Origin of the sequence: Mesorhizobium sp. M3A.F.Ca.ET.175.01.1.1, assembly GCF_004791945.1 — a bacterium.
Classification (GTDB): Bacteria; Pseudomonadota; Alphaproteobacteria; order Rhizobiales; family Rhizobiaceae; genus Mesorhizobium.
Genome location: NZ_SRTP01000003.1, coordinates 189,373 through 201,877, shown reverse-complemented (window position 1 = coordinate 201,877; position 12,505 = coordinate 189,373). Strand labels below are relative to the sequence as shown.

At 63.1% G+C, this 12,505-nt stretch carries 9 protein-coding genes; 2 read left to right on the top strand and 7 right to left on the bottom strand.

The window, feature by feature from the left end:
* Nucleotides 1-85 precede the first annotated feature (85 nt).
* Entirely contained in the window at nucleotides 86-307 is a 222-nt protein-coding gene (locus EN818_RS08880; RefSeq protein WP_135904392.1) for a hypothetical protein, read from the top strand.
* Nucleotides 308-642: 335 nt separating this feature from the next.
* Nucleotides 643-978 (top strand): hypothetical protein, encoded by a 336-nt coding sequence (locus EN818_RS08875; RefSeq protein ID WP_135904390.1) that lies wholly within the window; start codon nucleotides 643-645, stop codon nucleotides 976-978.
* A gap of 23 nt (nucleotides 979-1,001) precedes the next feature.
* Here the strand turns inward: EN818_RS08875 and EN818_RS08870 are convergent, their stop codons facing one another.
* From EN818_RS08870 to EN818_RS08840, 7 genes are all read right to left on the bottom strand, one after another.
* On the bottom strand, nucleotides 1,002-2,618 hold the full coding sequence (locus tag EN818_RS08870) for an ABC transporter ATP-binding protein (RefSeq protein WP_135904388.1): 1,617 nt from the start codon (nucleotides 2,616-2,618) through the stop codon (nucleotides 1,002-1,004).
* Nucleotides 2,619-2,635: 17 nt separating this feature from the next.
* On the bottom strand, nucleotides 2,636-3,760 hold the full coding sequence (locus EN818_RS08865; protein WP_129553003.1) for an ABC transporter permease subunit: 1,125 nt from the start codon (nucleotides 3,758-3,760) through the stop codon (nucleotides 2,636-2,638).
* Entirely contained in the window at nucleotides 3,753-4,676 is a 924-nt protein-coding gene (locus EN818_RS08860) for an ABC transporter permease subunit (protein WP_095805626.1), read from the bottom strand. Before EN818_RS08860 ends, EN818_RS08865 begins: the two co-directional genes overlap by 8 nt.
* A gap of 173 nt (nucleotides 4,677-4,849) precedes the next feature.
* Nucleotides 4,850-6,442 carry a peptide ABC transporter substrate-binding protein gene (locus EN818_RS08855; protein ID WP_135904386.1) on the bottom strand — a complete coding sequence of 531 codons (1,593 nt, stop codon included), beginning with the start codon at nucleotides 6,440-6,442 and terminating at the stop codon, nucleotides 4,850-4,852.
* A 388-nt stretch (nucleotides 6,443-6,830) separates the two neighbouring features.
* Nucleotides 6,831-8,474 (bottom strand): alpha-glucosidase, encoded by a 1,644-nt coding sequence (locus EN818_RS08850; RefSeq protein ID WP_135904384.1) that lies wholly within the window; start codon nucleotides 8,472-8,474, stop codon nucleotides 6,831-6,833.
* Nucleotides 8,474-10,474 carry a glycogen debranching protein GlgX gene (gene glgX, locus EN818_RS08845; RefSeq protein ID WP_135904382.1) on the bottom strand — a complete coding sequence of 667 codons (2,001 nt, stop codon included), beginning with the start codon at nucleotides 10,472-10,474 and terminating at the stop codon, nucleotides 8,474-8,476. The genes EN818_RS08850 and glgX overlap by 1 nt, the downstream gene beginning before the upstream one ends.
* 400 nt (nucleotides 10,475-10,874) lie before the next feature.
* Entirely contained in the window at nucleotides 10,875-12,503 is a 1,629-nt protein-coding gene (locus EN818_RS08840) for an alpha-D-glucose phosphate-specific phosphoglucomutase (RefSeq protein ID WP_135904380.1), read from the bottom strand.
* Nucleotides 12,504-12,505: the final 2 nt, after the last annotated feature.

Below are 12,505 nucleotides of genomic sequence, written 5' to 3'. Positions count from 1 at the left end.
ATCGCTCAAAGGTCAGCGGACGAGCCGCATTTGTTGCAGCTGGAAAATTCTCCAGACCGGCGGCTGCATTCGAAGGGAAAGTGCCATGCAGGATTTGCCTAGAAACATCGATGCCGACGTCGTTATCCAAATCGGCCGCATACTCGATGATGCGCCCAAGGAGGCTGGGATTTCGGTATCGGAGACGATCGCCGAATGCCGCCGGCATACTTCGACCAATATGACCGACGAAGAGCTCGAGACGCTGATCGTGCAGATGAGGGGCCCGCACGGCCGCGCCGTGATCTTCGATGGAGAGGCAGACTAGGACCACGGCGGCCAGTCCCGCCCGGAAGATCCGCCTGAGAGTTGCTATTGGGGTAGAAGCGTCTGCGACGTTGCCTGCGTCTTCGGATTGAATCGATACCGCAAGATCCACGACGGCGGCCCAGTCAAGTCATATCAAACCGCTTGGCATCTCGGTCTCTTAGGGCAGATAGGATGCTTGTGTTCCCCTCTCCCACATTAGCCTTTCAGCACCGAATAACGAGCCTGAATGGCTGCTGCCGGCCATTGTGCTCGACAGCGCGCTCTTACTTTGACCTAATGGCATCCTGCCCCAGTTCGACGGAATCCAAGCCATCGGAGCGGCCAGGTAGGAGAATGAAGTTCACGCCGACTGCCATTTTGCCGGTAATCGCGACGCTGCTTTTCGCCGCGGGCTGCTCGTCGACCGCCGCATCTCTCGATCCGGCGAAATACGACAGGATGAGTTGTGCCGAGCTCAACAGTGCGCTCGGCGACACCGCCACCGACATCTCACGGACTGCCATCAGCCGCGGCAAGGTCGCCAATACCAGCGTGCCGAGCTGGCTGCTCGGCGGCGAGCGGGTCAAGACGGTTGTGGCCAATCGCGATACCGCCCGAATTGAAAAGCGGCAGCAACAGCAGCAGGCCATCGTCGCGGCAAGGAAGCAAAGGTGCCCATCCTCGCAATGAGCTAGCAGCGGCCGGTGACGGTGTTATGCGCTGATCCGGAACCTGGTCGTATCGATCGCGGCGTTCATCAGCGTCTGCGTGTAGGCCTCGCGCGGATTGCCGAAGATGTCTTCCGTCGGTCCTTCCTCGACGATCTTTCCCTGCTTCATGACGATGATGTAGTCGGCCATGGCGCGCACCACCGCGAGGTCGTGGCTGATGAAGAGATAGGACAGTTGGTGATCGGCCTGCAGCTTGCGCAGCAGCTCGACGATCTGCTTCTGCACCGAGCGGTCGAGCGCCGAGGTCGGCTCGTCCAGCACCACCACCTTTGGCTTCAGGATCATGGCGCGGGCAATCGCGATGCGCTGGCGCTGGCCGCCGGAGAACTCGTGCGGGTAGCGGTTGCGCGCATTGGGATCGAGGCCGACCTCGCGCAGCGCCTCGACAGCGCGATGGTCGCGCTGTTTGCCGGTCAGCGACGGCTCGTGCACCAAAAGTCCCTCGGTGATGACCTGGCCTACCGTCATGCGTGGCGACAGAGAGCCGAACGGATCCTGGAAGACGAGCTGCAATTCGCGCCTGAGCGGCCGCATCGCCTGGCGGTCGGCCTCGGAGATGTCGCGGTCGCCGAAGCGGATGACGCCGTCGCTGGGCAAAAGCCTCAGCAGCGCGCGGCCGAGCGTCGACTTGCCGGAGCCGGACTCGCCGACAATGCCGATGGTCTGGTTCCGCTTCAGCCTAACCGAGATCTTGTCGACGGCCCGCAGCATCAGCGGCTCGCCGCCGAGGAAGCCGCCGCCGATCTTGAAGACGACTTCGACATTGCGGCCTTCGAGCAGCACGGGCGAATTGGCTGGCGGCGCCGCCTTGGTGCCGGTCGGCTCGGCCGCGAGCAGCATCTTGGTATAGGCGTGCCGCGGGTTGGCGAAGAGCGCCTCGGCATCGCCCTCCTCCACCACCTCGCCCTGGCGCATGACATAGACGCGGTCGGCGAAGCGGCGCACGATGCCGAGATCGTGGGTAATGAAGACGATCGCCATGCCGAGCTTGCGCTGCAGCTCGGCGAGCAGCATCAGGATCTGCGCCTGGATGGTGACATCGAGTGCCGTCGTCGGCTCGTCGGCGATCAGGATGTCGGGATCGTTGGCCAAGGCCATTGCGATCATGACGCGCTGGCGCTGGCCGCCCGACATTTCGTGCGGATAGGATTTCATCCGCCGCTCGGGATCGGGAATGTGCACCAGCCTTAGGAGCTTCAGCGCTTCCTCACGCGCGGCCTGCGCGTTCAGGCCACGGTGCCGGCGGATCGGCTCGATGAGCTGGTTGCCGATCGTGTAGAGCGGGTCGAGCGAGGTCATCGGCTCCTGGAAGATCATGCTGATCTTTCGGCCACGCACCTTGTTGAGCTCACTCTTGGTCATGGTCAGCAGGTTCTGGCCGCGATAGTCGACAGCGCCCGTGGCCTCGCCGTTGGAAGAGAGCAGGCTCATCGCCGCCATCATCGTCTGGCTCTTGCCGGAGCCGGATTCGCCGACGACGGCGACCGTCTCGCCGGCATTGACCGTGATGTTGATGCCCTTCACCGCCTCGACCGTGCCGTCGAGGGTCTGGAAGCGGACGCGCAGGTCCTTGACGCTGAGAATCGTTTCGGAAGCCATGTCAGCGATCCCCATCCTTATCGATCTTTCGGGTCGAGCGCATCGCGCAGGCCGTCGCCAACGAAGTTCAGCGCAAACAGCGTCGAGACGAGGAAGAAGGCGGGAAACAGAAGCAGCCAGTTGGCGGTGCCGATGTTCTTGGCGCCGACCGAGATCAGCACACCCCAGCTGGTCATCGGCTCCTGCACGCCAAGGCCGAGGAAGGAGAGGAAGCTTTCCAGGATGATCACCTGCGGCACGAGCAGCGTCATGTAGATGACCACCGGGCCGAGCAGGTTGGGGATGACATGGCGCAGCAGAATGCCGCGCTGGCCGACGCCCATCGCTTCGGCCGCCTGCACATATTCCTGCCTTCGGATCGACAGCGCCTGGCCGCGCACGATGCGCGCCATGTCGAGCCACAGCACTGCGCCCACGGCCAGGAACATGAGCACGAAGTTGCGGCCGAAGAACACCACCAGCATGATGACGAAGAAGATGAAAGGCAGCGAGTAGAGCACGTCGACAATGCGCATCATGACCTCGTCGATCCTGCCGCCGGCAAAGCCGGCCGTCGCGCCGTAGATGACGCCGATGACGCCGGCGACGACGCCGGCAAGCAAGCCGATGGCCAGCGAAATGCGCCCGGCCATCAGCGTGCGCGAAAGCAGATCGCGTCCGGTGTTGTCGGTGCCGAAGACGAAATATTGCTGCTTGACGGCAGAACTCATCGTGGCTTCGAGCCCGTCAGGCGACTTGCTCTCGATCCTGGTGCCGTCGAAGGCGTCGGAGCGGTCGAGATAGCGGATGCTGCGATCGTCGATCGGCTTCTTGGACGTGACGGTGACTATGATGCGGTCACCGTCCTGGTGCCAGTCCTTGATGTCGACACGCATGCGCTTGATCGCGTCGGTCAGCGCGCCCTGGATCATGTCGGGTTTCGGATAGGCCGACAGGCTCGGCGGCGTGCGCACGTAGTCGCCGTATATGGTGGTGTATTCATGCGGCACGAACCATGGGCCGAACACGCTGATGACAGCGATCAACGCCAGGTAATAAAGGCTGAGCATGGCGGCGCGATTGCGCTTCAGCCGCGCCCAGGCATTGCCCCATAGCGAGCGGCCGACGATCGGCTCCGGAACGGCTGCTGCAAGGTCAGTCATAGCGCACCCTCGGATCAACGACCGCGTAAAGAAGATCGACGATCAGGTTGAAGACGATGGTGAAGAGCGCGATCACCACCACGGTGCCCATGACCAGCGTATAGTCGCGGTTGAGCGCGGCATCGACGAAATAGCGTCCGACGCCCGGGATGGAAAAGATCGTCTCGACGATGATCGAGCCGGTCAGCAGCGCCGCCGCCGCCGGGCCGGTGAAGGAGACGATCGGCAGCACGGCGCCGCGCAGCGCGTGCTTGACCACCACCGACCAGTCGGAGAGACCGAGCGCGCGGGCAGTGCGGATGTGGTGGGAGCGCAGGCTTTCAATCATCGAGCCGCGCATCAGGCGCGCGACGATGGCGATCTGCGGCAGGGCCAGCGTCAGCACCGGGCCGACCTTGTTGATGAAGGCGCCGTCGCCCCAGCCGCCGATCGGCAACAGCTTCCATGAAAGCCCGAAGACGAGTTGGATCACCGGCGCGATGACGAAGGTCGGGATGGTGCTGCCGGCGGTGGCTAGAGCAATCACCGAATAATCGGCTATCTTGTTCTGGTTGAGCGCCGCGATCGTGCCAAGGATGCTCCCGAGCAGCAGAGCCAGCACCAGCGCCGACGAGCCGAGTTGCACGGAGATCGGCAGGCCCTTGGCGAAGAGTTCGGTGACGGTGAAGTCAGGCAAATTATAGCTCGGGCCGAAATTGCCGCGCAAAAGATTGCCGAGATAGTGGACATATTGCAGCCAGAGCGGATCGTTGAGGCCGAACTGGGCTTCGAGATTGGCCCTGATTTCCGGGCTCAGGCCCCGCTCCTGGTTGAACGGACCGCCTGGCGCGACACGGATCAGGAAGAACGCCACCGTCACGATGACGAATAGCGTCGGGATGGCGGTCAGAAGCCGCCGGAAGACATAACGCAGCATCGGCGCCCCGCTTCAGCCAGGGCGACAGCTCTCCAGACGAGACCGTGGCGCGCTGGCATCTTCAATCTTCGCACCGGGCAGCCTGAAAATCCAACCAGACTTTCGGCGCGGTACGTCGACGGACCGCAGCCGCCGCTCCCAGAAGGGAGCGGCGGCACGGCCAAGGTTTCTTGTCAGTCCTTGGAGATGAAGCGGGACGGATGGATGTCCATCACATTATCGTCGAAGCCATGCAGCTTCGAGGACACGATGTCGTGGAAGCTGTAGTAGAGAAGCGGAATCTGGCCGACATCGTCGATGAGGATGCGCTCGGCCTCGGCGAGGTCCTTCATACGCTCCTCGGGCTTGCCGCCGGCGGCGGCCGCCTTGTCCATGGCAGCCTCGTATTTCGGGCTGTCGTAGTCCGAGTAGTTGTTGCCGCTGGTCTTGCGCGAGATGCCGAGGAAGGTTTCCGGATCCTTGTAGTCGGCAATCCAGCCGGCGCGGGCGACGTCGTAGTTGCCCTTCTGCTCGAGGAAGCCGTAGTGGGTCTTGGTGTCGGTGTTGAGCAGCGTCACCTCGATGCCGAGCGGCTTCAGCTGTTCCTGGATGGCGACCGCCGTGTTCTTGTGGTTCTCCGAGGTGTTGTAGCGGATCTCCATCTTCAACGGATGCTCGGGTGTATAGCCGAGTTTCTCAAGGATCTTCTTGGCCTCGTCTTCCCGATCGATCTGCGACATGTCGGCATATTTCGCCATGGCCGGCGTGTAGCCCTCGATGCCCGGAGGCACCATCGAATAGCCGGGCAGCATCGAGTTCTGCCAGACCTTCTCGGCGAGGAAGTCGCGATCGATCGCCATCGAGATGGCGTTGCGCAGCTCGACATTGTCCCACGGCGCCTTGTCGGTCTTGATCGCATAATAGTAGGTGCCGAGATATGGCCCGACGCGGACCTGGTCGCCGAATTTGGTCTTGAGATCGGCGAGTTGTTCGGTCGGCAGGTCACCATAAGAGTCGAGTTCGCCGGCCTCGAAGCGCTTCATCGCCGACGAGCGGTCCTCGGTCGGGATATAGTTGACCACATCCATCTTGACGCTGCCGGCGTCCCAGAATTTCGGATTCTTGACCAGCTTGAGATGATCGTTGGGCACCCATTCGGCCAGCGTGTAGGCGCCGTTGGAAACGAGCTTGCCCGGCTTGATCCAGTCGGCGCCGAGCTTGTCCATCGAGGCTTTGTTGACCGGATAGGTCGCCTGATGGGTCAGCATTTCCAGGAAGTAGGGCGTCGGCGCCTTGAGCGTGACCTCAAGGGTATTTGCGTCAATCGCCTTGACGCCCATGTCCTCCGGCTTACCCTTCTTGGTGTTGAAGTCCTCGGCGCCCTTCACCGGATAGAGCATCGAGGCGTATTCGGCCGCTGTGGCCGGATCTTCCAGCCGATGGAACGAATAGACGAAGTCTTCCGCCGTCACCGGGCTGCCATCCGACCAGAGACCGTCCTTGCGCAGCTTGAAGGTATAGACCAACCCGTCGTCGGACACTGTCCAGCTTTCGGCGGCGCCCGGAATGAGGTTCGTCTTCTGGTCATGCATGACGAGGCCCTGGAACATATCGCGTATGATATCGGCTTCGTAGACCGTCGACGTCTTGTGCGGATCGACCGTCTCCGCCTCGGCGGCGGATCCGCGGTTGTAGACGGTCTCGGCGAAGGCCGGCGTATAGAAGGTGCCGGTGGCCAAGACCAGGGTGGTGGCGAACACGGTCGCCTTCAGCATATTTTTGAGCATGAAGTCTCTCCCTTTCGGCGCAGCCCCTCAACCACGCCTTTTACGTGTTGACGCCCGGAGCCATTCAATGGGCCCTTTTTGAGCGTGCCGCCGGTTCCCTCCGGCGACTGGTGGCTGGAGACTAGATAGAGCGAAACCTTATTTCAACCACCCGCTGCTTGACGCTGAGTAAGCAGTATCTCGCTAAAACAGCGATATCTAATGCCTAAGCTTGCGGCTCAACTTGGCGCAGCTTTCGCCGCTTCAGCCGTTTATGATTTTTGCAGGCAGGTTTGGTCATAGTCCTGACCATGCCGAAGGAACGTCGACGGGTCGAATTCGCGATGCTGATCGGTCTTCATCGCGCTGTCGCCGGCATGGGCCCAGGAAATCTACTCCGGCGGCGTGATCAGGCGATCCGTCCGAGGAAGCAGCCCAAGGCCGGCAGCGCAAGCACCCCCTCCTCAAGAACTCCGCCAGCATCGACCGCGAGTTCGATCGGTTCGACGACAGCAATATCGGGCGGCAGAGCCCAGCCAGCGTCCGCGCCGGCAAAATTGAAGAGGCACAACAGACTTTCACCATCGCGCTCGCGGACGAACGCCAGCACATCGCCCTCGGCGTCGAGAAAACGGATCGAGCCGCCAACCAGCGCAGCATGGCGCTTGCGCAGGGCCAGGATCGACCGATAGGCGGCAAGGACCGACCGCTCCTCGCCGTTCTGCACGTAGACTGCGCGGTCACGATGCGCCTGCGGGACCGGCAGCCATGGCTTGCCGGTAGAGAAGCCACCGTTCTCGGCGCCCGCTTCCCAGACCATCGGCGTGCGGCAGCCGTCCCTGCCCTTCACACCAGGCCAGAAGCGGATCCCCAGCGGGTCGCGCAGGTCCTCATAGGCAAGCTCGGCTTCGTCGAGCCCAAGCTCCTCGCCCTGGTAGAGGCAGATCGAGCCGCGCAGGCAGGCCAGCAGAGCTATCGAGAATTTGGCCACCGCATCCGGATTTTCTCCTGGCCGCGTCCAGCGGCTGACGTGGCGGACAACGTCGTGGTTGGAGAAGGCCCAACAAACCCAACCGGCGGCAACCGCATTCTCGAACGCCTCGACGCAGCCGCGCACATGCGCGGCCGAGAATTGCGGACCGAGCAGGTCGAAGGTGTAGCACATCTGCAGCTTGTCGCCGCCGGACGTGTAGGCGGCAAGCGTCTGCAGCGATCGGTCCTCATCTCCCACCTCGCCGACGGCGGCGCGATCGGGATACTCGTCCAGCAGCGCGCGGAAGCGTTTCAGGAAATCGAGGTTTTCCGGCCGCGTCTTGTCGAAGAGATGCTCCTGGAAGGCATAGGTGGTGGTTGCGCCATTGGTGCCGGCGACGCTCGCGGCGAGCGGCGGGTTGTCGCGCAGCCAACGGTCGTGGAAATAATAGTTGACCGTGTCGAGCCGGAAGCCGTCGACGCCGCGCTCCAGCCAGAAGCGCACGGTGTCGAGCAGCGCGTCCTGCACTTCCGGATTGTGGAAGTTGAGGTCCGGCTGCGCGGCCAGGAAATTGTGCATGTAGTATTGCCGGCGCGTGGCATCCCATTCCCAGGCTGGGCCACCGAAGAGAGATTGCCAGTTGTTTGGTGCACTGCCGTCCGGTTTGGCGTCGGCCCAGACATACCAATCGGCCTTGGCACTGTCGCCGCTGGCCCGGCTCTCCACGAACCATTCGTGCTTGTCCGACGAATGCGAGATCACCTGGTCGATGATGAGTTTCAGGCCGAGCCGGTGCGCCTCGGCAACCAAGGCGTCGAAATCCTCCAGCGTGCCGAACATCGGATCGACGTCGCGATAATCCGACACGTCATAGCCCATGTCGGCCATGGGCGACTTGAAGAAGGGCGAGAGCCAGATGGCATCGACCCCGAGCGAAGCGACATGGGCGAGCCGCGCGGTGATGCCCTTGAGGTCGCCGCTGCCGTCGCCGGTCGAGTCCTGAAAGGAGCGCGGATAGATCTGGTAGATGACGCAGCCGCGCCACCATTCGGCCTCCCGTTCGGCATTGCCCGCAGCCATCACGAACCCTTCCTGGCGCGGGCGTTTTCGGCCCGCCGTTCGATCATCAAACTCACACTGCGGCCGGCGAGCGGCCGCGCAATATCGACCGGCTGCGCTTCGATCGCCGGCCGCCACTCGAAACCATCCCGGACCGGCAAGGTGAACAGGCATTGCCGGCGGTCGCCATTGATGATCACGGCAAGGCGGCCGCCACCGCTGTCGTCGAGCAGCATGACAAGGCGATGTCGCGCCGGATCATGCCAGTCGGCCTCGCCGAGAGCGGTGCCCATCTCGGTCAGCCAGACGGCATCCGGAATGTCTGAACCATCTGCCGGCTTTCCGGTCAGGAATCGCGTATCCGAGAGCACCGGAAAAGCGCGGCGCAGCCCCGACAGCGCTGCCGTGTACTGCTCCAGCGCCTGATCGCGGCCGGCCCAGTCGAGCCAGGTGACGGCATTGTCCTGCGCATAGGCGTTGTTGTTGCCTTTCTGACTGCGGCCGAACTCGTCGCCGGCGGTAAGCATGATGGTGCCGCGCGAGGCAAAGAGCGTGGCAAGCAGCGCGCATTGGTCATTGAAGCGAGCCTTGGCGACCGCGGTGTCATCGGTCTCGCCCTCGACGCCGTTGTTCCAGGACAGATTGTCATTGTGGCCATCACGGTTCTGCTCGCTATTGGCCGCGTTGTGCTTGCGTTCATAGGCGACGATGTCGGCCAGCGTCATGCCGTCATGCGCGGCGATGAAATTGATACTGCGGCTCACCGGCTGCCCATCCTTGCCGAACACGTCGGAGGAGCCGGCAAGCCGGGTGGCTAAAGCACCGACTGCGCCGGAATCGCCGCGCCAGAAGCGCCTGACATCGTCACGGTAACGGTCGTTCCATTCCAGATATGGCGGCCGAAAATTGCCGAGCTGGTAGCCGTTAGCACCAATATCCCACGGCTCGGCGATCAGCACCCGGTCGGCCAGGACGGGATCGCCAGCGATGGCCTGGAGCAGCGGCGCATTCGGGTCGAAAGCGCCGTCGACCCGGCCAAGCACCGGCGCAAGGTCAAAGCGAAAACCGTCGACGCCGGCATGGCGGACGAAATGGCGCAGCGTGTCGAGCACCATCTGCTGCACGACCGGATGATCGCAGGCGACGGTGTTGCCGGTGCCGGTGTCGTTTACCAATCGGCCGTCCGGCTGGTGCCTGAAATAGGCCTCAGCGTCGAGGCCGCGCAGCGACAGCGTCGGGCCCAACCTGTCGCTTTCGCCGGTGTGGTTGAAGACGAGGTCGAGGATGGTGCCGACGCCCGCTTCGCGCAGCGCGGCAACGGTGTCGCGCAACTCCTGTAGGCCGCCGGGAGCCAGGCGTGGGTCGATGGCCATGAAGGTGACGGGGTTGTAACCCCAGGCGTTGCTCAGCCCCAGCGGCGGCAGGTGCCGCTCGTCGATGGAAGCGGTGATGGGCATGAGCTCGACAGCGGAGACGCCGAGACGCTTGAGGTGCTCGATGACAGCCGGATGGGCGAGCGCCGCGATGGTGCCGCGCTGCGCCTGCGGCACGTCGGGGTGCAGCCTGGTGAAGGAGCGGACGTTGAGCTCGTAGATCAGGCCGCCGGGCTGGAACAATGGTTGCCCTGGAAGGAGCGGCTGCGGAAGCGCACACGCTACTGTCTTCGGCATCAATGGTGCCGTGTCGGCACCCTCGTTGCGTTTGGCTGCAAGTCGCCAGTGGTATTGATAGGGCCGGTCGATCTCCAGCGCATAAGGATCGGCGAGAAGCTTGTCCGGATCGAACCAAAGGCCGCGCTCGGGCGCATAGTCGCCGTCGGCGCGCAAACCATACCGGGTGCCTTTGGCGAGCCCCGAAACGAAGAGGGTATGCACACCATCGCCTTGCGGTTGAAGCTGGAGCCGCTCGACCTCCCGGGAGCCGATGTCGTCGAAGATCGAAACCCACAGACGTCTCGCCGATGACGACCAGACGCCGAAGCGGATGCCTTCGGAGGTGATGGTGGCGCCGAGATTGCTCACGCTTGCCAGTCTCGTAGCTTGCCGCAACCTTCGAAAGTTGGCCGGAACCTCCATGAGCTCGTCATCCCTGGGCGAAGCAGGAGCGAAGCTCGGTCGCGGAGACCCTGGAACCCATGCCGTGACCTCAACCGAAGGGCGCAACGGAGCAGAATTCTGGACCTCGGCGATGACTCGACGTCACGGCATGGATCCTCGGATCTGCGCCGCGTCGCTACGCTCCTTGCTTCGCCCATGGATGACGAAGCGATGAGCGTATCTGCCAATCGCCAAAGTGGGCGATCCGGCCAACACCCCTCATGCGTCTCGCCGCTGCGCGCCGGTTCACCGCCCGGGGGCGAGCCACGTGTCTCGCCCCGTCCTTCGGACCCCACAAGGGGAGAAGGGGAAGTCCTCACCACCCTCAAGTAATCACGCTCGGCTTGTTGCGGCCGGTGTGGCTCTTGATGCCGGCGATGTCGTCGGCGGCGGCGATGAGGTCGGCGAGCGCTTCCTGGGTATCGAGACCGTGGCGTCTCTTGTCGGGCTCATAGCGCTCGATATAGACGCGCAGCGTCGCTCCGGACGTGCCGGTGCCGGAGAGGCGGAAGACGACGCGCGAGCCGCCCTCGAATAGAATCCTGATGCCCTGGTTCTTGCTCACCGAGCCGTCGACGGGATCGTGATAGGCGAAGTCGTCGGCGCTGGCGATCTTCATGCCACGTACGGTGGTGCCGGGCAGCGAGCTGAGCTTGGCGCGCAGTTCGTCGACCAATGCATTCGCGCGGTCGGTCTCGACCTCCTCATAGTCATGGCGCGAATAGTAATTGCGGCCATAGGTCTCCCAGTGCTTGGTGACGATGTCCTTGCAGCTCTCGCCGCGCACGGCGAGAATGTTGAGCCACAAAAGCACCGCCCACAAGCCGTCCTTCTCGCGCACGTGGTTCGAGCCGGTGCCGGCGCTTTCCTCCCCGCAGATCGTCGCCATGCCGGCGTCGAGCAGGTTGCCGAAAAACTTCCAGCCGGTCGGTGTCTCGTACATGCCGACGCCGAGCTTCTCGGCGACGCGATCGGCGGCGCCACTGGTCGGCATCGAGCGGGCGATGCCCTTCAGCCCTTCCTTGTAGCCGGGCGCCAGATGCGCGTTGGCGGCCAGCATCGCGACCGAGTCCGACGGGGTTACGAAGATGCCCTTGCCGATGATCAGATTGCGGTCGCCGTCGCCGTCCGAGGCGGCGCCGAAGTCAGGCGCGTCCGATCCCATCATCTCGTCATAGAGATGCTTGGCGTGGACCAGGTTCGGGTCCGGATGGTGGCCGCCAAAATCCGGCAGCGGCTTGAAGTTGCGGCAGGTGCCGTTCGGCGCGCCCAGACGGCGTTCGAGAATCTCCTTGGCATAGGGCCCGGTCACCGCATGCATGGCGTCGAAGCGCATGCGGAAGCCATATTTGAAATTGGCGCGGATGGCGTCGAAGTCGAACAGGCTTTCCATCAGCTCGGCATAGTCGGTGACCGGATCGATGATCTCGACCGTCATGTCGCCGGCCTTGACGGTGCCGACCCTATCGATGTCGATCTCACCGATATCGGCGATTTTGAAGCTCGAAATCGTATTGGTCTTGGCAAAGATCGCGTCGGTGATCTTCTCCGGCGCCGGGCCGCCATTGCCGGCATTGTACTTGATGCCGAAATCCTCGTGCGGGCCGCCCGGATTGTGGCTGGCAGACAGGATGATGCCGCCGAAGGTCTTGTATTTGCGAATGATGTTGGAGGCGGCGGGCGTGGAGAGAATGCCGCCCTGCCCGACCATCACCTTGCCGAAGCCGTTGGCGGCGGCCATGGCGATGGCCTTCTGGATGACCTCGCGGTTGTAGTAGCGGCCGTCGCCGCCGATCACCAGCGTCTTGCCCTCAAAACCTTCCAGCGCGTCGAAGATCGACTGGATGAAGTTCTCGGCATAGTGCTCTTGCTGGAATATCGGCACTTTCTTGCGCAGGCCGGAGGTGCCGGGCTTCTGGTCGGGATAGGGCTTGGTGGGGACGGTCCGTATCATGC

What these genes read in the sequence shown, in the direction of transcription:
- EN818_RS08865 (WP_129553003.1), bottom strand. Translation starts at nt 3,760, where the DNA reads ATGACTGACCTTGCAGCAGCCGTTCCGGAGCCGATCGTCGGCCGCTCG.
- EN818_RS08840 (WP_135904380.1), bottom strand. Translation starts at nt 12,503, where the DNA reads ATGATACGGACCGTCCCCACCAAGCCCTATCCCGACCAGAAGCCCGGC.
- EN818_RS08860 (WP_095805626.1), bottom strand. Translation starts at nt 4,676, where the DNA reads ATGCTGCGTTATGTCTTCCGGCGGCTTCTGACCGCCATCCCGACGCTA.
- EN818_RS08870 (WP_135904388.1), bottom strand. Translation starts at nt 2,618, where the DNA reads ATGGCTTCCGAAACGATTCTCAGCGTCAAGGACCTGCGCGTCCGCTTC.
- EN818_RS08850 (WP_135904384.1), bottom strand. Translation starts at nt 8,474, where the DNA reads ATGGCTGCGGGCAATGCCGAACGGGAGGCCGAATGGTGGCGCGGCTGC.
- EN818_RS08855 (WP_135904386.1), bottom strand. Translation starts at nt 6,442, where the DNA reads ATGCTCAAAAATATGCTGAAGGCGACCGTGTTCGCCACCACCCTGGTC.
- EN818_RS08880 (WP_135904392.1), top strand. Translation starts at nt 86, where the DNA reads ATGCAGGATTTGCCTAGAAACATCGATGCCGACGTCGTTATCCAAATC.
- EN818_RS08875 (WP_135904390.1), top strand. Translation starts at nt 643, where the DNA reads ATGAAGTTCACGCCGACTGCCATTTTGCCGGTAATCGCGACGCTGCTT.